17 protein-coding genes and 2 pseudogenes are annotated in these 20,537 nt (G+C 61.6%); 7 read left to right on the forward strand and 12 right to left on the reverse strand.

All coding sequences use genetic code 11. The features are described from left to right. Nucleotides 1–283 precede the first annotated feature (283 nt). Nucleotides 284–1,159: a tyrosine-type recombinase/integrase gene (locus P6U29_RS30835; protein ID WP_407112507.1), complete on the forward strand. Its 876-nt coding sequence runs from the start codon at nt 284–286 to the stop codon at nt 1,157–1,159. Between the two features lie 10 nt (nt 1,160–1,169). Beyond that, entirely contained in the window at nt 1,170–2,363 is a 1,194-nt protein-coding gene (locus P6U29_RS30840; protein WP_407112508.1) for an IS91 family transposase, read from the forward strand. Between the two features lie 490 nt (nt 2,364–2,853). Here the strand turns inward: P6U29_RS30840 and P6U29_RS30845 are convergent, their stop codons facing one another. The 6 genes from P6U29_RS30845 to P6U29_RS30870 all read right to left on the reverse strand — a co-directional run bounded on the left by P6U29_RS30845 (nt 2,854) and on the right by P6U29_RS30870 (nt 9,325). Further along, nucleotides 2,854–3,279 carry a CopG family transcriptional regulator gene (locus P6U29_RS30845; protein WP_407114120.1) on the reverse strand — a complete coding sequence of 142 codons (426 nt, stop codon included), beginning with the start codon at nt 3,277–3,279 and terminating at the stop codon, nt 2,854–2,856. A 5-nt stretch (nt 3,280–3,284) separates the two neighbouring features. Then, nucleotides 3,285–5,270: a conjugal transfer protein TraG gene (locus tag P6U29_RS30850; RefSeq protein WP_407114121.1), complete on the reverse strand. Its 1,986-nt coding sequence runs from the start codon at nt 5,268–5,270 to the stop codon at nt 3,285–3,287. A gap of 36 nt (nt 5,271–5,306) precedes the next feature. Beyond that, nucleotides 5,307–7,070, reverse strand: coding sequence for a relaxase/mobilization nuclease domain-containing protein (locus P6U29_RS30855; RefSeq protein WP_407114122.1), 1,764 nt, complete (start codon nt 7,068–7,070; stop codon nt 5,307–5,309). 385 nt (nt 7,071–7,455) lie between these two features. Further along, nucleotides 7,456–8,349, reverse strand: coding sequence for a lytic transglycosylase domain-containing protein (locus tag P6U29_RS30860; protein WP_407114123.1), 894 nt, complete (start codon nt 8,347–8,349; stop codon nt 7,456–7,458). A 2-nt stretch (nt 8,350–8,351) separates the two neighbouring features. Beyond that, nucleotides 8,352–8,864 carry a S26 family signal peptidase gene (locus tag P6U29_RS30865; RefSeq protein ID WP_407114124.1) on the reverse strand — a complete coding sequence of 171 codons (513 nt, stop codon included), beginning with the start codon at nt 8,862–8,864 and terminating at the stop codon, nt 8,352–8,354. Continuing rightward, the gene (locus P6U29_RS30870; protein WP_407114125.1) at nt 8,861–9,325 is read right to left on the reverse strand and encodes a DUF2840 domain-containing protein; all 465 of its coding nucleotides are present in this window, start codon (nt 9,323–9,325) and stop codon (nt 8,861–8,863) included. The genes P6U29_RS30865 and P6U29_RS30870 overlap by 4 nt, the downstream gene beginning before the upstream one ends. A 278-nt stretch (nt 9,326–9,603) precedes the next feature. On the opposite strand from P6U29_RS30870, the pseudogene P6U29_RS30875 reads away from it, so the two are divergent. Next, nucleotides 9,604–10,653, forward strand: a pseudogene (locus tag P6U29_RS30875) (IS110 family transposase). A gap of 587 nt (nt 10,654–11,240) precedes the next feature. On the opposite strand, the gene P6U29_RS30880 reads toward P6U29_RS30875, so the two are convergent. The 4 genes and pseudogenes from P6U29_RS30880 to P6U29_RS30895 form a co-directional block, all read right to left on the reverse strand. Next, nucleotides 11,241–12,122, reverse strand: coding sequence for a replication initiator protein A (locus tag P6U29_RS30880; protein WP_407114126.1), 882 nt, complete (start codon nt 12,120–12,122; stop codon nt 11,241–11,243). A gap of 22 nt (nt 12,123–12,144) precedes the next feature. Next, nucleotides 12,145–12,426 carry an AlpA family transcriptional regulator gene (locus tag P6U29_RS30885; protein WP_008561544.1) on the reverse strand — a complete coding sequence of 94 codons (282 nt, stop codon included), beginning with the start codon at nt 12,424–12,426 and terminating at the stop codon, nt 12,145–12,147. Nucleotides 12,427–12,578: 152 nt separating this feature from the next. Continuing rightward, a pseudogene (locus P6U29_RS30890) lies at nt 12,579–13,913 on the reverse strand (IS1182 family transposase); the annotation flags it as partial. A 1,234-nt stretch (nt 13,914–15,147) separates the two neighbouring features. Further along, nucleotides 15,148–15,402 (reverse strand): hypothetical protein, encoded by a 255-nt coding sequence (locus P6U29_RS30895; protein WP_407114127.1) that lies wholly within the window; start codon nt 15,400–15,402, stop codon nt 15,148–15,150. A gap of 186 nt (nt 15,403–15,588) precedes the next feature. On the opposite strand from P6U29_RS30895, the gene P6U29_RS30900 reads away from it, so the two are divergent. From P6U29_RS30900 to P6U29_RS30915, 4 genes are all read left to right on the forward strand, one after another. After that, complete coding sequence (locus P6U29_RS30900) at nt 15,589–16,332, forward strand: hypothetical protein (protein WP_407114128.1); 744 nt, start codon at nt 15,589–15,591, stop codon at nt 16,330–16,332. Between the two features lie 21 nt (nt 16,333–16,353). Next, on the forward strand, nt 16,354–16,764 hold the full coding sequence (locus tag P6U29_RS30905) for a hypothetical protein (RefSeq protein WP_407114129.1): 411 nt from the start codon (nt 16,354–16,356) through the stop codon (nt 16,762–16,764). A gap of 86 nt (nt 16,765–16,850) precedes the next feature. Continuing rightward, nucleotides 16,851–17,354, forward strand: coding sequence for a hypothetical protein (locus tag P6U29_RS30910; protein ID WP_407114130.1), 504 nt, complete (start codon nt 16,851–16,853; stop codon nt 17,352–17,354). A gap of 173 nt (nt 17,355–17,527) precedes the next feature. Next, a complete protein-coding gene (locus P6U29_RS30915; RefSeq protein WP_407114131.1) occupies nt 17,528–17,944 on the forward strand; it encodes a hypothetical protein in 417 nt (138 codons plus the stop codon). Nucleotides 17,945–18,367: 423 nt separating this feature from the next. On the opposite strand, the gene P6U29_RS30920 is transcribed toward P6U29_RS30915, so the two are convergent. Both P6U29_RS30920 and P6U29_RS30925 read right to left on the reverse strand, forming a co-directional pair. Further along, complete coding sequence (locus tag P6U29_RS30920) at nt 18,368–19,342, reverse strand: ABC transporter substrate-binding protein (protein ID WP_407114132.1); 975 nt, start codon at nt 19,340–19,342, stop codon at nt 18,368–18,370. Nucleotides 19,343–19,899: 557 nt separating this feature from the next. Further along, nucleotides 19,900–20,220 (reverse strand): DUF736 domain-containing protein, encoded by a 321-nt coding sequence (locus P6U29_RS30925; RefSeq protein ID WP_407114133.1) that lies wholly within the window; start codon nt 20,218–20,220, stop codon nt 19,900–19,902. Between the last annotated feature and the right edge of the window lie 317 nt (nt 20,221–20,537).

Here is a 20,537-nt window from a genome sequence, read left to right on the forward strand (position 1 = left end):
GCTGTCTGCAATCGCGCGTCTTGCGCGTTCTAGGAGTTCGTCCATGGCGGGAAGCGTGCGCCTTTTTGGTCGCGTCTCCAAATAACCGAGTTACCTACTTCTCACCCCCTCAGCAGGTAGCGGCTCTCTGGCCTGCGCCGCAAACTCCGCTTGAGGTCAGAGGACTAAACCGCTCGCGCGGTAGGGCCCCGGGGCTGGCGACACAGCCAAGACGATAGCGCGACGGGGCGTCCTGTCTTGAGATGAGGGGTTCGCAACCTTCACCCAAGACAGGAGCATCCCCATGACCGACGAGGCAATGAGCCCGTTGCGCCGGCGCATGATCGAAGACATGACAATCCGCAAGCTCGCGCCGAAGACCCAACATGACTACGTGCAAAGAATCAAGAACTTCGCCGCGTTTCTCGGGCGATCACCGGATACGGCGACCTTCGAGGACGTGCGCCGCTATCAGCTACATCTGACGGCAAGCGGCGTTGGCGTGCCGACCATCAACCAGACCGTCTCGACGCTGCGGTTCTTCTTTCGGGTCACACTCAAGCGCCACGAGATCGTCGAGCATACCCATGTCATTCACGAGCCGCGCAAGCTGCCGGTGGTGCTCAGCGTCGAGGAGGTGGCGCGACTGCTCGATGCTGCGCCGGGGCTGAAGTACAAGGCGGCCTTGAGCGTGGCCTACGGCGCCGGCCTGCGCGCCACCGAGGTGGTCTCGCTCAAGGTCTCCGACATCGACAGCCAGCGCATGATCATCCGCATCGAACAGGGCAAGGGCGGCAAGGATCGTAACGTCATGCTCTCCCCATACCTGCTCGACCTGCTGCGGACCTGGTGGAAGGCGGCGCGCCCCCAGGGCTGGCTGTTCCCGGGCCGCGATCCGGCCCAGCCGATGACCACGCGCCAGCTCAACCGCGCCTGTCATGCCGCTGCGCAAATGGCGGAGATTAACAAGCGCGTCTCGCTGCACACCTTGCGGCATAGCTTCGCCACCCACCTCTTGGAGCAGAACATCGATGTCCGCGTGATCCAGGTGCTGCTCGGTCATGCCAAGCTCGACACCACGGCGCTGTATACCCGCGTCGCTACCAAGACGATCAGCGAGGTCATGAGCCCGCTGGAGCACATCGCGCTCAAGCTCAAGGAGATCCGGCCGCCCGGCTGACGCCAAAGCGGTGTCGCGCCCGGCTTTGGAGGTTGCGGATATCTTCCACGACCATGGCCCGGCATGGCGCAAGGCCCATGCCGGCCATGTCAGCCTCCACCAGCTCAAGGTGATGTCGGCGATCGAGCGCTGCCGCACGGCAGCCCTCGGCGGCCATGTCGCGCGCTGTGAGGACTGCGCCTATACGACCATCGCCTACAACTCCTGCCGCAACCGGCACTGCCCGAAGTGCCAGGGCGCCGCCGCGAAGGACTGGCTTGCCGACCGCGAGGCCGAGCTGTTGCCCGTGCCGTACTATCATGTGGTGTTCACGCTCCCAGGAGCGATCGCCGACATCGCCTACCAGAACAAGGCCGTCCTCTACGACCTGCTGTTCAAGGTCTCGGCCGAGACCATGCTGACGATCGCCGCCGACCCCAAGCATCTGGGCGCCAGGATCGGCATCACCTCGGTGCTGCACACCTGGGGCTCGGCGCTGACCCATCATCCCCACGTGCACATGATCGTGCCGGGCGGTGGCATCTCGCCCGACGGCCAGCACTGGGTGTCCTGCCGGCCGGGCTTCTTCCTCCCCGTGCGCGTGCTCTCCCGCCTGTTCCGGCGGCTGTTCCTGGAGAAGCTCGTCGCCGCCCATCAAGCGGGCCGCCTGACCTTCTTTGGCGATGACGCTCATCTCGCCGAGGTGCAATCCTTCGCAGCCTTCCTGGCGCCGCTGCGCAAAGCCGAGTGGGTCGTCTACGCCAAGCGTCCGTTCGGCGGGCCCGAGGCCGTGCTGGCCTATCTGTCGCGCTACACCCACCGTGTTGCCATCGCCAACAGCCGCCTGATTGCCTGCGACCAGCGTGGCGTCACCTTCAGGTGGAAGGACTACCGCATCGAGGGCCGCGATCGCTACAAGCAGATGACGCTCGGGACCTTCGAGTTCATCCGCCGCTTCCTCATCCACGTGCTGCCACGCGGCTTGCATCGCATCCGCCACTACGGCCTGTTCGCCAAAACCTCCTGCGCCGACAACATCGCCCGCGCGCGGCAGCTGCTCGCCGTTGCAAGACCTGAAGGCAAGCCTGCCGCCGTCGATCAAAGCAAGCCGACTTGTCCATGCTGCGGCGGCCGCATGATCATCATCGAGGTGTTCGCGCGCGGTGCAACGCCGCGGCATCGGGCGACAGCTCCAACGAACCGCACCAGGATCGACACCTCATGACCGCGTCTCAATCCTGCAAATCAGCTCATCGCGCTCGCCGCCTCTCGACCGGCCACGGCGGAGCGCGCTCAGACATCCGCCTGCCGACGCAAATCCTCGGGCGACCTGTCGAGTTCGATGCCATTCGTCGCGCATTCGTCAGCCGCTTCACCGTCGCACAACTCGTTGCAACGGCTCCATCCAAATCAGCCAGCTCGCCCGCGGCGCTCAAATCCCCATAGCGCCCGCCGCAACGCCTTACGTTCCCTCAAGCGCGGTTTCCTCCCTTGGAGGCTTTCGGACGCCGACCGCCGAATACGCGGCGCCGTCCCTCATGCGGCCGGCATCCGAAACCCTTCACACAAGCGGCGGTCGGCGCAAGCCTCCTGCCGCGTCCGCCTTGCTCTTGATAGCCGACCTTACAACGGGATCAGCGCCGTTCGGCTAAGGGCCACGAGCGGCCGGTCGACTTCGGCTTTGACATGGGAATCAAAGAGACCCTGGACCGCCACTAGATTTCGTCTCCCGATTCCTGACGGCGGATGTCTTCTGGAATCTCGCGCAGAAAGCTTTGTCCCTTTTGCAGACGGCGACCGAGTGCCTCAACGAATCCTTCAAAGCGCTCCCTGCCCTTTACCTGCGCGGCCGCCTGCGCGTCATTGGGCAACGGTGGCGTGATCGTCAGCCAAAAGCGAATGAAGAGGGCCAAGGTTTCGGCCGTCAAGCCCACGTCGCGTTCCAGCCGCTGCATCTGACGCGACAGCCGATCGAGGCGACGGGCGAACGCTGCCTCTCGCCTGTCGGCTCCGTCCGGTGAAAGAAACGAAGCGACCGCCGCTTCCACGATCGCGGACCGGGAAAGCTTCTTGCGATCGGCGAGGTCGGAGATCTGTTTCAGAAGCTCCGGTGGAAAGTAGACGTTCATCCGGTCGCGCATAGCTGTCAGAGCTCCATCCCGTCATTCGGGTCAAGGGCGACCTGACGGGCGACCCCTCGCATCTGCTGGCGTATGAGCCGGGACTGACGGACCGCATCCTCGTCATCGTCAAGGACGGCAGCGAATTCCTCTGCTGGTGTCGGTTCGGTCGTCTCCTTGGCGATCGCGACGTGATCGGGAAGCTCGGGCTCACGACGAAGTCCGCTGTTCGCTCTGTCTTCCTCGGCTTCCGCGGTTTTGTCAGGGCCTCCCGTTGGCTTCAACGGTCCAAGCGCTGACCATCCGTCCGTTCGCGACGACCGGCTGGCGCTCCCCGGATCGGGCGGCGGCAGAACCCGCTCGGTGAACCGCCGATCCTCGTAGTAGCGGACCTTCTTCGCCCGGATCGGCGGCGTGCCCGCCACCATGACGATCTCGTCCATCGGCGGAAGCTGCATGACCTCGCCGGGGGTCAGCAGTGGCCTCGCCGTCTCCTGCCGTGAGACCATCAGGTGCCCCAGCCACGGGTTCAACCTGTGACCGGCATAGTTTTTCATCGCCCGCATCTCGGTCGCCGTGCCCAACGCGTCGGAAACCCGCTTGGCGGTCCGCTCGTCGTTGGTCGCGAAACTGACGCGGACGTGACAGTTGTCGAGGATGGCGTTGTTGGGCCCGTAGGCCTTCTCGATCTGATTGAGCGACTGCGCGATCAAGAAACTCTTGATGCCGTACCCCGCCATAAAGGCGAGCGCGGACTCGAAGAAATCAAGCCGCCCAAGTGCTGGGAACTCATCGAGCATCATCAGGACGCGATGCTTGCGATCGCGGGCGTGCAAATCCTCTGTCAGGCGACGACCGATCTGGTTCAGCACTAGCCGGATCAGGGGCTTGGTCCGCGAGATATCGGAGGGTGGCACGACGAGGTAAAGCGTCGTCGGTCGCCGATCGGCGATCAGATCAGTTATTCGCCAGTCGCAGCGGCAGGTCACCCGGGCCACGACCGGATCACGGTAAAGTCCGAGGAACGACATCGCGGTGGACAGGACGCCAGAACGTTCATTCTCGGATTTGTTGAGGAGTTCGCGCGCGGTAGATGCGACAACGGGATGGGCGCCCTGCTCGCCCAGATGCGCGGTGGTCATCATCGCCTTCAGCGTCGCCTCGATCGGCCGCTTCGGGTCGGACAGAAAGGCCGCCACGCCAGCCAAGGTCTTGTCCGCCTCGGCATAGAGGACGTGGAGGATGGCGCCGACCAGGAGCGAATGACTGGTCTTCTCCCAATGGTTCCGCTTATCGAGCGAGCCCTCGGGGTCGACCAGGACATCAGCGACGTTCTGGACATCGCGAACTTCCCACTCCCCGCGCCGAACTTCGAGGAGCGGATTGTAGGCTGACGACTTTGGGTTGGTGGGGTCGAACAACAAGACGCGGCCATGCAGCGAGCGGAAGCCCGCGGTCAGTTGCCAGTTCTCACCCTTAATGTCGTGGACGATGGCTGAGCCAGGCCAAGCCAGCAACGAAGGAACGACGAGCCCAACACCCTTGCCGGACCGAGTGGGTGCAAAACACAAGACGTGCTCCGGTCCGTCATGGCGGAGATAGTCGCGCTCAAGCTTGCCCAGCACCACACCGTCCGGACCAAGAAGTCCCGCCTTTCGAACCTCTTCCGCATCAGCCCAGCGCGCCGAACCATAGGTCTCGACGTTCTTGGCTTCGCGCGCGCGCCACACCGACATGCCGATCGCCACCGCGATCGACACGAAGGTCCCGGACGCCGCGATGAAGGCTCCCTCGACAAAGACCTGAGGCGCATAGGCATCGTAGACGAACCACCACCAGAAGAAGACCGGCGGGTAGTAGACCTTGAATCCGGACAGTTCGAACCAGGGTCGCCCAAGCTCCGGTTGCCAGGCAAGCCGCCAGGCAGTCCATTCAGTTGCTCCCCAGATGGCCAGCAAAACGATCAGGCCGACGACGATCACCTGTCCCCAGAGGATTTTGGTTCCGGACATCGCAAACGCCCTTCCGCAACTGAATAGGAGAGACTGCTAGAGGCCGAGGTCGCGCTTGCGACCAAAGCCCCATTCGATGCCACCGCCGTCCTTCACGACACCGGTGACGTGTTTTCCGAGTTTCTTTTCCAGATCGCGCGACCAGGGCACGAGCTGGAAGCCGAGCCCATTGTCGATCATGGCGAAGCGCCCCGAGGCGAGAGTCAGCCGCTGGCGATACGTGCCCGCCACGTGCTCCCCGGACGCGGCCTTCACGTGAGGCAGGCCGGTGGCGGCAGAGACCTTTGCTGCCACCTCGTCCAGCTCACGTCGGCGCAGCGTGTTCAGGAGGTCGCGCTGCAGGATGATGCGTTGGCCCTGCCGCCGCGCCAGGCCTTGCTGGATCAGATGCTCGGTACGGGCTTCCATGGCGTCGCGGGTCTCGCGGCCGAATCCGCCCAGGGCGAGCGGCATGGAGTCGCGTTCGACCAGCCTGTGATCGAGCCAGGTTGCTCCTTTAGCAGTGACCTGATCGGCAAGATCGAGATCGGAACGGGTAGCCAGCACCACGGTTGGCCGCGGATCGCCGGTTTGACCGAAGCGTCGCACTTCCACGATGCCGCCGATCGGCGGTGCGTGCTCGAAAGCCTCGAGGCCTCGGAAGCGCACATGGTGCGCACGTCCGTCTGTTCCGTCGATCAGGGCGTAGGCCTCGCCGGTCAGTTCGTCATGCAATCCACGGCCGACCAGCCTTCCGATAATCTGGGACGTCGGCTGTCCACCTTCAATGACGAAGTCGGCAACGCCGCGCGCTTCCCCACGCTCGGTAAAGGCGCGGTGCATGGTCTTGATGATGTCGCTGCGCATGCCGAGGTCGCGCAAGCTGCGCTCCGCTTCGAGTCCGACCATCCATTCCCCTGGTGCGGCGGATGAGGCAAGGCCCATCTTCTCCAGGTATTGGAGGCGACCGACCATCAGGCGCCGGATTTCGGGATTGGAGCTGCCGGGATTGTCTGGGCGAAGATCGATGTAGCCGGTCTCATCTGCCGCCAGCCGGATCTCCCGATCGAGCCGCGTCCATCGTTCCGCCGTGACTTCCCTCTTCAGCGAAGTGCGGATCTCGTGCTCCGGCTTTGGACCGAGTTCAATGGCGACCAGTTCCTCGGCGCGTGAGCGCAGGCCCTGTCTGATGTAGTCGCGGGAGATCACGAGATCCGTCCCTTCCTCATCGACGCCCCGAACGAGAAGATGGACGTGAGGGTTGTCGGTGTTCCAATGATCGACAGCCAACCAATCGAGCCGCGTGCCGAGGTCAGCTTCCATCTGCTTGGCGAGGTCGCGGGTGAAGGCCCTAAGGTCGGTCATCTCGCCTCCCTCCTCAGGCGAGACGATGAACCTGAAATGATGCCGATCGTCCTTGCAGCGCTCAGCGAAGGCCGCGCTATCGGCTCGGTCGCCGCCGGCATCGAACATCTCGGCTCGGTCGCCGGTCCGAGTCACGCCGTCGCGTTTCAGGTACGAGAGATGGGCCGTCAGCGGTGCTGAACGGAAGGCTCGGCCTTTGTGACGAACCACGCGTGCCTTCACCACGACGCGCCGGGTCGGACTGAACAATCTGGCGCGGCTAAAGGCGAGGCGCCCACGGCCAAACGTCGAGCGCCCATAAGCCGCAGAGCGTCTGCCAGGCGCGGCCTGCCCCGAGGTGTGACCGGCTTTCTTCGCGGCACGTAGCACCTGGTTGATGAAGCTCTTTTGCTTCGGCGCACGGGTACTGCGGATGCGCCCCGGCCGAATGCGCAGGTCGCTGTCGCGCACGCTCACGGCAAGGCCTCCCAACGATCAAAAGCACCTACGGTGCCGCAAACGCCCTTGATTGCATTCGCTAAAATGAAAGGCGCGGCACGCGCGCCGACCGACCGGCACGCCAGAACCCAAGCCATGCCAATGGCTTGCGGTTCGACCGGCGAGTCCCTTTTATCTCGCCGTCCTGCCGTCGTGGTCTCCCGGTCGCCGGTTCCCGACAGAGCCGCAGCGACTTGGCAGCCAACTCGCGAAGCCCTCACTGCTTCCGCGCGCTTGCGATAGCGATCGTCACCCGAAGGGCCGAGACACCCGGAGGGTGGCTCGGTGAGGAGCGAAGCGACGAGTAGAGCGCGGGCCGAAGGCATCGCCCATACGCCATCAGCTTGCGAACCCGCACACTTGGTCATTGCGATACTCCTGAATCTAATCGAGGGACGAACACGCCAATTGGCCGAGGGACCATGGGCGAAACATCGGGCGCCGAGATTGCAGTCGAGGCGCCGCTCAACGGCACGAGCGCCAGCAACCGATCGCGCGTTTTCATGAGATCGGATCGCGTGACGAATAGCGTCGCAGCTGCTGATGACTGTCCGCTGGAGGTCCACCTCGGCGGCAGTTCGATGGCAAGCAGATTTGCAAGACTTGCGACGTATGCTCGCGTCTCGTCTGGCAAAGGGCCGCCTGCGAGATGTTCTTCATAGCGAGATAGTCCCGCGTTGTAGGCGGCAAACACGCCAGGCGAGCCATACCGATCGAGCAGTTCGCGCAAGTAAGCCGTGCCGGCCAGAATGTTGTCGTGCGGGTCGTAGGGGTCGTTCCCGAGATCGTAGCGCTCGCGAAGTTCCGCCCAAGTCGCCGGCATGATCTGCATCAATCCAATTGCGCCTTTTGTCGACTTGGCGTGCACGTCTCCAGCGCTCTCGACGCTGATGACCGAACCGATCCAGTTAATTGGAATTGCAAAACGATTCGAGGCTTCGTGGACAAAAGCTGCAAACGGGTTGCTTGCCCGAGCAACCGCTTGAGCCGACGCCGACCCACTCTGGGCTAGAGCGGCACTGTCCGACGCAGCGAAAATAAGCAGCAGCGATACGACAGCCCAAACACGCACGCCCGACCGAGCCAAGCATGCCGTCGTGCTCGCGCCCGTCCAGGGTAAAGCCGCTTCGCGCCGGCCATGCGGCCGCCCTGGACTGCCGCCGCACGCGCCGGCCTTGCAGACGTTGATCGAGGCGGCGGAATGATCTCGCAATCGATCGAACAGAGGAATGGCGGGGTGAGAGCGTGGAACACGCACGATCACTCCTCCCACGTCCACACGGGCAGCGCACGGCCGATCACTGCCGACGCCGGCAAGAATCCAAAATATCGGCCATCAAGAGAGTCGTGAGACTGCCAGTTCATGAGAAAGAGCTCGCCGTCTCCGACGACGCGACAGCCCTGCCACTTCGGCAGCGGCCGGCCGCGTCCGTCCCGATCCCGCGCCACGCCCATTGCAATGTCATCGACCGAAATCGTGAGCCCGATTCTGCAGACCGTCTGACCTGGCAGTGCCAAGATCCGCTTGAGCATGGGGACGCCGACCGGCAGATAGCCGTTCAAATCGAGGAAGGTCGCAAGCGGCTCGGGCGGCTGAACGGCGACTAGCTCGGTGACATGGAAGCTCTTCGTCGGTCGTAAGCGGTAGAGACCGATCGGCACGCTCGCGGATGCGTTCCAGATGTAGAGCGGAAGCGGCTCCAGAGCGAGCGTCGCGACGATCGCGGCAGCCGCCCCAAACGTCGCGGTCAGCGTCTTCATGCGGCCCGTCATCGCATTATCCTCTGACGGTGAAGCCAGGCCTGATGGCGCGCTTTCGTATACGGACGCGGGTTTTCGTTGACGGACAGGCGGTTATGAACGTGATGCCAATGATCAGGCGCGACGTCAGCCGGATCGATGCCGAGCGACTCAATGGCGCCGACCATCTGCAGCACGCTTTCGACCTTTGGCCAACCGGAGAGCCGCAGCAGAATCTCTCCGCCTGGCTTCACATACGGTACAGTCGAGCAGCGCTGCCCCGGTGCGACCGCGCGCAAGATGTCGATGCGCGAAATGATCGCGCCGAAGTCGTTGGACGTCCAACGGACGAAGGCAAAGATACTGCCGGGCGTAAATGATAGGACACGCCGGTGACGATCGATCTTGCGTTCCTCGACTACGCGGCCGAACCGAATGCGGTTTTCGATCCGCTTCTCGAGCCACAACACTTCCACTTCCGTGAGATCGCTCATGCGCCGGCTCCCCGACGCTGGAGCTGGCAACCGTGAGCCTGGGGCTCGGTGGAGAGAGTCTGTGGCCTGCAAAGGCAGGCGGGCCTATCGGACTGCCGTTGCCGAGCGCCGCCAACGCGGCTTTCGGCCTGCTCCGTTAGAAGAAATCCGAAGGATTTCTGGTTAGCCGGGGTACTGACTTGTGCCCCCTCGGCGGCCGCATTGCGGCGATGATGCCTCGCAACGATTCGCAAACGGAACGCGCGGTGCGTTCCGGCGGTTGGCGGTGGAGACGAACGATGGACTTCTATGCAGGGCTCGACGTATCGTTGGCGGCGACAAACGTTTGCGTGGTGGATGGCGACGGCAAAATCGTCCGGGAGGTGAAACTCGACACCGATCCGGACGCGATCGAGCTGTTCCTGGCGGAGTGGGGAATCCATCTGAAGCGCGTCGGGCTGGAAGCGTTCTCGTACAGCGCCTGGCTGTACACGGCGCTCGCCTAAAAGGGCCTGCCCGTGACTTGCATCGAGACCCAGCATGCCAAGGCGGCGTTGAACGCGATGCTGAACAAGACCGATCGCAACGACGCCAAGGGCATCGCGCAGATGATGCGGACCGGCTGGTTCCCTGCGGTCCATGTCAAATCGGAACGCGCGCAAACGTTGCGGGCGCTGCTGGTCGGACGCAAGGCGCTGCTCGGCAAGGTGCTGGATATGGAGAACATGATCCGCGGCCTGTTGCGCCCGTTTGGCTTGAAGGTCGGCGAAATCTCGGGCGGCCGCTTTGACGTGCGGGTGCGCGAGATCATGGCCGGGAAGAGGGATTTGGAGGCCATTGTGGCACCTTTGCTGGACGCTAGAAGCGCGATGCGGCTGCAGCTGGCAAAGCTGCAGCGCCTGGCGCTGGCAGCGGCGCGCAGCGACAATGCTGTGCGGCGGATGATGACGGTGCCCGGTGTTGGCGCACTCGTGGCGCTGACCTTCCGCGCGACCGTCGACGATCCCGCACGATTCAAGAAGTCGACCAATGTCGGCGCCCATTTCGGCTTGACGCCACGGCGCCACCAATCCGGACAAACTGATCGGATCGGGAGCATCTCCAAATGCGGCGATGAGCTGACGCGGGCGATGCTCTACGAGGCCGCGATCGCGATCCTGACGCGCATTCCGAAGAACTTTAAGCTGCGGCTGTGGGGCCTGCGGCTGGCCAGGAAGAAGGGTTTGAAGCGCGCGGCAACCGCCGTGGCGCGCGCGCTCGCCGTGCTGCTGCACAAGATCTGGACCAGTGGCACGACCTTCCGGTTTGGCGCCGGCGGCAAGCGCGGCCGGGTCGCTGCGGCGATGTAAGGGCCTCCGCGACCCGGCCGCTTCCACGCGCGCCTTTTCCTTCCGCCACGGCGGAGCAGCGTCTCCCGAGGAGACGGGGATTTGGGTGAGATCGCAACTTTTCTTGCCGGCGGCTTCATGACGGCGTTTGAAGCCATCAAGCACGGCGCTGGTTAGCCTGACCGCCCTCTCCTCAGATTCCGGCTTGTGGTGGCCGTCGTGCCAACCACGAATGTTAGCGAGTTCTCCTCGACGAGCGAGTGGCTGCAAAAGGATGTGACGCGCACCAGGCGATGATGTTGACGTCAGTGATCGCGTAGACTTGCGCGCGATCGCGTTGGCGCGCGTGCATTGGCGACAAGAATCGCATTGCAGCGAAGCTTTGCGCGTGTGAGAGTGGATGCATGAGGCATCCTCGTTGCACGCGCGGCCGACTTGTTCACAACGTACTGATTCACAACAAGAAGTTAGTGTCAGTATGTTAGTAAAGTTAGAGCGGCCGGAAAGTGCGGAGAAACAAGGCCTTAAGGTCGATTCCGGTCCTCGATAGCACGAGGATCGGGTCCCCGATAGCACGAGGGTTGCGGTCCCCGATAGCACGAGCTGATTCACAGGTTGTCCTCCGAAGTTGGAATGAGACCGCGACGGCGCAAGCGTGCCGTTAAGGGATCAACAGGCGTTGGCGCGAAGTTCAGTCGCTCGCTGCCGTTCCGGTCTCGCGTGAGCACGAGCTGATAGCCGGGCAATGTCTGCCGCTGGACGATCTGACGTACGTCGTAAGCAAAGTGCTTGAGCGGCGAGATGATGCCGGACTTGGCATGGAGGTGCACAAGGTCAAAGCTCCAGCCGCCACCCTGACGTCCACCGTGCTTACGCACGAGGCGGTAGAGCCACCGCTCAAGCCCGCCCGTGAGCTCGAAATAGGCGCGATCGATCGTCAGCACGAGCGCGTCGTCGATGACGCCAGCGTAGAACCAATCCGGCAGGATCAGCTCGATCCCAAATGATCGGCCATTTGCATTGGCTGTCTCCTTCCACTCGTTGATCCAGGAGAAGCGGTGTCGCCGTCGTTCTGTCGGCTGGCGGATCGACGTTAGCACGGTCGTTGACTGAAGTCTGTCAAGACCTGCCTTCAGGCGGTCATAGTCGCGCGCGCTGGTGCCGCGGCCCACGAACGTCAAGATCTCGTAAGGTGTTGCAGCCATCAAGCGCGAGGTCTTCAAGCCCGCGTCACGGGCTTCGACGATCTGGGACGCAGCCCAGATCAAAACGTCTGCATCCCAAATGGTCGCCATGCCGTGTTCCGGCACCGCTTCAACACGAATTGCGATCGCGCCGGCACGGAAATCGATCGGCACGGTTCGCTTTGTTTTTGCAAGTGAGAAGAACGGATAGGCCATCAGATCCTGCGCGTCGCGAGGCGCAAGATCGCCGGGCAGCGCCCGAAAGAGCTCAAGCTGCTCGCGCTCGGAATGGTGTCTGCGCCGCATGATCACTGTTCTCACGCTGACATCAGCGACGTTCCTGGCCCGCATACGGGCGCAGCGCGGGATGCTTCTTGGCCGGCAGCACAGTCCCCTTGCCGGGGTCGGACGTCGAGGTCTTGGCGCCGCGGTCGGCCCAGGCTTTCAGGTCATCCACGGCGTAGACGACACGTCCGCCAATCTTCCGATACGTCGGTCCGGTACCGTACGTGCGATGTTTCTCGAGCGTGCGGCCGGACAGGCCAAGATAGCGCGCGGCCTCAGGTGTACGCAGGAAGCGCGGGGGAAGACCGGCCATCGGATCGGGCATTTGAGAACTCCAAGAGGACAGTGCACCACGCACGGCTATGCCGGCGCGTGTGCGGTCATCATGGAGAAGCAAGATCTCGGAGGGGGATGCCGAATATTGAGGGGGCGATTTTGATACCCCTCAGCGGAAGGGCTATTCGAGCCTGCGCCCAGGAGCGTTTTGGTGAGGAAGTGTGTCGCTCCCATGCGGGCCTTCATCGTGCCGAACGGATGCTCGACCGTCTCCCGACGCTGACGCATGGCTTCTGGGTTTGCGTCAAGGCGCTGCTGCACAGCCTCGAGCAGATGCTCGTGCTCCCATCGTGTAATTCGCCGCTCTGGCCCTGTCGTGCACTGCGATTTGAGCGCACAATTTTGACAGGCAGTGGTCCAGTAGCGCCGCAGCATCTTGCCGTCTTCTTCGTTTGTGTAGCGATACGGCAATCGCTCCCCAGCCGGACAGCGATAGACGTCCTCCTCTGGCAAATAGGCAAAGTCTTGCTTACCGAAGCGCCCCTCCGATTTGGCACCCGACGTCAGCGGCTTGGGCAGAGTTACCGTGATGCCGGCCTCGTGGCACGCGAGGATCTCCGGGCTGTTGAAGTAGCGGCGATCGGCCACGGCTTCGAGCGTCTCGGTCTCGAGAACAGCCTTCGCCTGCTTGGCCATATTGGCGAGTTGTGCCCGATCTGAGCCGCTGTTCGTCACCTCGTGCGCCACGATTAGATGGTGCTCGGTGTCGACGGCGACCTGCACGTTGTAGCCGACGGTGCCGGAGCCCCGGCCGCTTGTCGCCATCGAGCGGCTGTCGGGATCGGTCAACGAGATTTGCTGGTCGGGTGACGCAAGCATCTGCTTCTCGTAGACGGCAAGCTTGCCCATTTCTTCCTTCAGCTTCGTCAGCTTCTCGGTCAGCCTCGTCACCTTCGCCGCCAGCGCCTCGCTCGGCTCCTGCCGGTCGGCCGTGTCAAGTTGGCTCAGATAGCGCGCGACGCTCTCCTCCAGCTGGGCGCGCCGCCGTTCCACCTTCGCCCGTGTGAAGTTTTTGTCCCGGTTGTTCACCGCTTTGAACTTGCTGCCATCGATGGCGACGCTCGACGTCGCGAGGAGACCCATTTCACGGCAGAGTTCGACGAAGCGTGCGCATACCTTGCGGAGCGCCAGGCCATTGTCTTTGCGGAAGTCCGCGATCGTCTTGTGATCAGGTGCGAGCCGGCCCAGCAGCCACATGGCCTCGACATTGCGTCCGGCCTCTCGTTCGAGCCGCCGGCTCGACTGCACTCGGTTCAGATAGCCGTAGATGTAAAGCTTCAGGAGAACCGAGGGATGATACGACGGCAGGCCGGTCGCCGCCGGCTCCACCCCCTCAAAGCCCATCTCAGCCAAATCGAGCGCATCGACAAACACGTCGATCACGCGAACAGGATTGCTCTCGTCAATGAAATCATCGAGGCACTCGGGCAATAGCGTCCATTGCCCACGATCCGCCCCCGCAACGAAGCGCCTCATCAATTCCCCCGCAGAATCACGAGAGAATCATACCAGCACCGCTGCGTTTCCACACAGCCAGGGTCACAAGCGGCGTCGTGGCAAACGCAACCCTACGCCCGGTGCACGGCCGTCAGCCGACAAGCATCGAAAATGCCGTTCAGCGGTGAGGGCCGGCCTCAGGCAGGAAGCCCACCCGTAAATTTCCCAAGTGTTGGCTGCTCGGCTCACTGGTTAACTGGTGCACGTGAGCGCCGCATCATGAAAACACCGAAGCCAAAGCAATGGGCCGAGCAGGAGGTCCGACGATTAGTCAGGCTCGCCCGGCAGGGATTTGGCACATCGAGGATAGCCGCCGAACTTGGCCGCCACGCCGGATCGGTGAGGCGCATGGCGCGAACGTTGGGACTGCTGTTGAAGAAGTAGTCCCCGCGCGATCTTCAGCGCAGCGCGGCGGACCTACAGCCCAAAGCCTCGGCCAATCTCCCGCGCAAGCTTGAGCGCGGCGTCGGTATGGCGGCCATAGAAGAACGCTCGATCAAGCTGCGAAAAGATGCCCATTCCAAATAGCGCGATGGCAATGCCTCTAAACATGGTTATGGACCGGGTTGAACGATGCAGCGAAAGTTCAAAACGGCCCCAGCCGCAGGTTGGGGTAAACAGCCGGGGCCGGCATTCCCATTCCAATGTGCCGCAATCGGCGGTAATCGGCACACCCCCAGCTAGCCACAAGAAAGCTAACGAACTGTTTCGAAGGACCCGAATTCGAGCGAGGCGCCCGATCTCACAAACGCGCACTTGGCAACGCAACGTAGCGCCAACGGTCGGTAACTGTACGTTGGGGCGTGCCCCCGAAGCGGCAGACTGCTCGTCGTGGGTGTGGATAAAACCCGGCGGCTCGCGTAGCATCGGCAAGGGTTCAACGTCTCACCGGGATCAGACAAATGAGCCGTTTCCTGCTGTGCTGTGTAGCCGCTACCTGCTTCGCCGGAGCTTTGGTCTTCCATTCCTCCGAAGCGAATGCTGTCTTTTGGCGCGGCATCACCGCGCCAACAAACATCGATATTCACGGGTGGCCGATCATCAAAGAGCCCCCGCCGAGCCCATGCCAGTGGATACGGGTGAGCGGTGGCTACTGGGTCCGACAGTGCGTTTACTAAGCCAGCATTGGCCCATCGCTCAATTCAGAACTTAAGGCCGAGGCGCACTTTGTTCTTCCGCGAACCTGAGATGATTTAGCCGGTCGTGCGTGGCGTTACTTCTCCTCTTTAGGAAGCAACTCTTGGGTCGTGCGGCGTAGGAGGGTGTCGAAAGATGGTAGATTTGCTATCGCATGCTCCAGCTCAGTGGCGATGGCCCGGTAGCGCACGAGCAGTCTCGCATATAGGTCGCGCTTAGTCTGATTTTTTGCAACCATCTGAAGTCGCTCGCATTCAGCGATTTGCGCGCGGAGCAGGTTGAGTTGGGCTTGCATTTCCTTCATGGCGCCGAGTTGATATTCCTGCGACATCGGCGTCAATGCGGAAAGTACCCAAAGCGAAGGTCCGCCAATAAGATGGTACTCGGCAACCCGTGCTGCACTGCGAAGTTCGTCGCGGCTACGTGGCGCCCGTAATTTTACGGCCGTTGCAGATCCGCGATCTTTGGCATCTACTTCAGATAGATTTTATGACGATCCATTTTCCGATGAGGACGCATGAGCGTCAAAGCCTTGATGGCGGCCATTCTCCGAGACCAGATGGCCGTGCCCGGCGTGAACACGCTATCGCCAGCCGACTACGATGAAATCGTAGAACTGCTGATCGAGCAGATCAGGGAGCTTGAGGTTAGTTTGGCTGCGCAAGAACCGACAATTACGAGCTATAATTGGAGTGCCCCCTTGCCCCCATATTCGTCAACAGCCCAGCCATACTTAGACGCGATTGCAGAAGGTGTCTTCTCCTCACAGACGATCAGGGATTGGCTGGTCGCCGGCACGTCAGCCGAGGTTCAATATCGTGGCGCTGACATTCTCATCGATGAGCAGCGTAAGAGGCGTTGGCAGAAGGGCCAAATGAAGCAGCCTTTTTGGGCGAATTACTGGTGTGGAAAGGATGCTCGTTGCACTTGCAGGATTGAAGGTAGCAAAGGCTTAGAGTCTGACGCGATCTTCTTCCTCCGCTCTCGATCTGCCAAGGTCTTGGCCATGCATGTCGAGTTCAAGCATGAGTACGAGGCATTTAAATTTGGACAGCCTGAGGCTTATCCACTGAGAGCCGAGTGCTTCTCAAGAACGTATTCCACGCGACCGACTGTCAATCCGCATCATGACTGGGTCACCGTCCTCTTCTGTGGTGAAGATACTCTTTCAGACGAACGGATCGGCAATTTCCAACGTGTCATCACACACGATGAAGCCGCAGCTGTAATTCCAAGGTATCCTGTACGGCGCATAGCTTAGCTTTTCCTAAGGGAGCTACATATGATCAAGAGAGTGCGGAACCAAGGCGAGGCTAGGCAAATTGCGAAAGCCGCCTATCCCTATCCGGGGTGCTGCTTGTGCGGCCATACTATCGGTCAGGAGCTCGCCCATCTCGATCACGAGGCTTCAAACAACGATCCAGAAAACCTCGCATGGCTGTGCAATCACCATCACTGGATGTACGACGTTGGCCTGTTTTCGCTTGCCGCACTGAAGGTACAACGCGCTCACTGGCAAGAGATGAAGGGTAAGCGAACTAACGCTTTCATGAAAGACGCTGGCAAAAAGGCCGCTGTTACACGAGCGGCAAACGCCGCAGCGAAGTTGCGTAGCGAGGCCGCGCGCAAGGCTGTTGCGACCCGTAGAGCCAATGCCTTGAAGGCTGGAAATGTGCAGCTCCCCAGCTCTTAGCGACACGCGGCTCATGAAAGCCGTCGCAGTACCGCGTTGCGCAGATCACGATCAATCGCCCACACTTTCGAGATGCGGCTAAAAGAATGATGGACGTTGAGTTTATCCGGGCGAGCTATCGTCCAGACCGAATTACTACGCTGTTCGTCGGTGAGAGCGCGCCAGCCAGTGGCGATTTTTTCTATCTTGGCAAGAACGCCATGCTACGGCACATGCAGCGCGCCACAGAGGCAGCGCTCGGCCCGGCCGACATAGAGTTTTTGAATCGATTCAAGGCATACGGCTGGTTCCTCGATGACCTCGTACTCACGCCCGTGGACAAATTGTCTCCTACCGAGCGCAAGGCGACGTGTCTCGCTGCCATGGACGGCCTACGAGATCGAATTGCTGCCTATCAACCTCTCGCGATCGTTTCTATGCTCATCAGTATCAAGAGCATTGCCGAGGCGCCCGCAAAGGCGGCTGGGAGCAATGCCCCACGATATGGCGTGCCGTTTCCCGGCATGGGACAGCAAACACGCTTTCACAACGCAATGCTCGAAATAGTTCCTTCACTTCCACGGAATGGGATCACGAACGGCGCTGAGTAAATACGCGCTCGATGTCCATGGCGAGCAATCCTCTTGACGCGCGATTGCCCGGCTCGTCTCTAAGGGCATAGCGCACGGTCGAGCCGATATCATCGGCGCAATTCTCGGCAGACATGCAAGCCTCTGTTGCACAGTGCCTCCGAGAGCAACAGGCGGTGCACGCCGATTACCGCATGACAGGAGAGCTGTGCGGGATCGGCCGCTGGGGCAATGGAGAGAAGGCGATGAGCAGCATGTTCCTGGTGGTTTACACCACCGCCCATCTGATCGGGGCGGTCAGCCACCCCCTGACTGACCAAACCTGCGCCACGGCCCAGGATGTGTGGCTGGAGCGGATGAGCTTCAGGGATAATGCGCGGGAGTACGTGTTCGCCTGTGAAGTGCACCGCACCCGGCCGAAAGTGCAGACCCGGATTGACCCCGACGACCGGGCGCAGTTCGAGAGCGATTGCTTCAATCTGCACCAAGGCCTGCCGAAATGTGCCGTGTTGCCAAACGGGGACATCAGCATTGTCGGCATGCTGCATAGCAACGGCAAGCGTGAGATCACGGTGATCAAGTTCAAGGACCGGCTGAACGGTCAGCCCTAACAGAGAGCAGGGTAGCCTGACCGAGCGAACGTGACGAGCTTGGGGCTGATCTGTTTCCCGCTGCTTGCAAGCTAGGACTTGAAGGGCTGGTATCGAGGCGGCGGGACCGTCTTTATGAGGGCGGTCGCTGTCGCTATTGGATCAAAGTGAGGAACCGCAAGCATCCAGCGATGGAGCGCGAGCTATGACCAGCAGAGCTTGCTCGCGCCCGATTCCGCGCTGCTGGAAGATGAGTATCGCCAGCCCACGCCGCCCTAAAGCGTCGGTAAGGGTCGCCCGAGTGCACTAACAGCGGACCTCAACGGCCGATCTGCACCGGAGGCGATTACTTCGGCTCTACTCCCGGCTCCAGACCTGCTGCTGCACTGCGCCGACCGACGCCATGGGCCAATTCCCGACTAATGCACGCAGCAAGCAGGTCCTCTATTCGATCACCTTGTCGGCCCCGGCTAGCAGCGTCGGCGGGACTTCGAGGCCGAGCGCGCTTGCGGTCCTAAGATTGATCGCCAACTCGAACTTGGTAGGCTGTTGCACCGGCAAATCGCCTGGCTTTGCGCCGTTGAAGATCTTGTCGATGAAGGCTGCGAGCTGGAAATAGAGGTCAGGATAGTTTACGGCGTAGGCGATCAGTCCCCCGGCTTCGACGAATTCGCGGGCTGGGAAGATGGTGGGCACACGGTTGCGGGCTACCCATTCAACGATCATTTGTTGATGCATTTGGGTGAGGCCGTCTGCCCCAACGACGAGGCCGTCGATATGCCGTCGCACCACCTGTTCGAATGCGTGGCTCAGGTCACTCTCGTTCCGCACGTCAAGAAGCTCAGCCTCGAGACCCAGCAAGCGTGCCGCTATCTTTGTCTCTTCCCATTCGGCTGGGACAGCTGGATTGCCCATGTTGTGAAGCAACGCAACTCGCGTGAGGCCAGGAACCAGTTCTTTGAGAACCTGAACCCGTTTCGCTGTCAGTTCGGTGCTGAAAGTAATCACCCCCGTGATGTTGCCGGTCGGCCGCGCGAAGCTCGGTACGATCGCACCGGGGCCGCCCATTGTCATCATGACTACTGGAATCGTTCCGGTCGCGTTCTGAACCGCCGTGGTGGCAGGAGTGCCTCTCGCCAGGATCAGGTCGACTTTGAGGCCAACCAATTCGGATGCGAGATCCGGAAACCGCTCGGCCCGACCATCGGCCGACCGATACTCGATGATCAAGTTGCTTCCTTCGAAATAACCGAAATCGCGCAGACCTTTGCGCAGAGCCTCGAGGTTGGCGCTGTTCCGTGCCGCCGGTATTGGCTCCAGAATCCCGAGGCGATAGACCTTCCCGCCTCGCTGCGCACGCGCTGCGAGCGGCCAAGCCGCCGCGCCGCCGAGCAGCATGATGCATGAGCGCCGGTTCACTCCCGGTCCCTCCGTGCTTCCGACTGGAAGCATAACACACCTCGGCTACAGCAGGAGACTGCTGCGCTGCGGGATTTCGATGCTGCCTATGTCGCAGATGGGTCACAATGCGAAAACTCAGATTGAGCAAATCTGGTCCGCTTCGTCGCGATGAGCGGACCTCCGTCAGGCAGGGCGCAGTTTCGCCGAGGCGAGGAGCGGTCCATGGCTGCTATGCGAGAAGCACCCTAACGCCCGGGGGGCAAACGGCTGCTTGGAGCGTCATTTCGCCCGTTGGAATGCTAGCTCCAAGTAGTGCCGGCCGGGTAGGCGGATTTGTAAACTTCAGTTCTTCGTTCGTGATCCATTGCACGATCCGCCGTTGATTTGGCGCTCCGACCAAATTCGGAAACGAACTCGTTTCAATATTGACGTGGATCGTTTTGGTGGTCTCGTCCACTTTGTATGTCCGGGTATCCTGAGCAAGGGCTGCATGCCTAGATACACGACGTAAAGACTGTGGGGGGCTTTTAAGAACCCCGTCCGATCTGTTCGGACGGGGCTTGATTGAGCGAATCTTACTCACCGTTCTTGCGCGGCCTCGACCACAGGAGGGTGTAGCCTTCACCGCCTTCGTCGTCGAACAGGTTCGCGTAGATCGGCGCGTTGAACGAGGGGTCGTCGAGCTTGAGCGAGAGGTAGTCGCGGCCCTCTTCGGAGCGCTTAGACCAGGCCGCGCCGATCTCCGCGCGACCCACATAGATGCGGTGGCTGGGAGCGTTTTCGTTGGATCGGCTGGTCTCGGCGACGATGCGGACGCCCTTGGCCTTCAGACTCAGGGTCACGATCTCGCCCTGAAAATCGTTACCGACCTTCTTGAAAGAACCGATGTTAGCCATGTCACTTCTCCTGTTGTGTTTCGAGCCCGCGACCACCGCGGCCTCGATGGCGATCTAGGGCCGAGGACGATCGGCGACGCACCCGCTCGGGCCGGAGCGCAGCGGAGGACGTCGTTGTGGCGACTTTCTTGTCTCGCGAGGAATGGGCGAAGCCCAGGGGAAGAAAGTCGCATCAACGGCGTTGCGGCTCAGACGATCGAGGCGAAGCCGGTCTTCGGCCAGATCAAGCCATCAACGAGGCCACGTGCGTCCGCGTGCTGAACCACAATCTTACGGAGAAGCGTGGCTATCTCGGTTTTGGTGAACAAGAGGTCGGA

It is taken from the genome of Bradyrhizobium sp. LMG 9283, assembly GCF_045571415.1.
Taxonomy (GTDB): Bacteria; Pseudomonadota; Alphaproteobacteria; order Rhizobiales; family Xanthobacteraceae; genus Bradyrhizobium.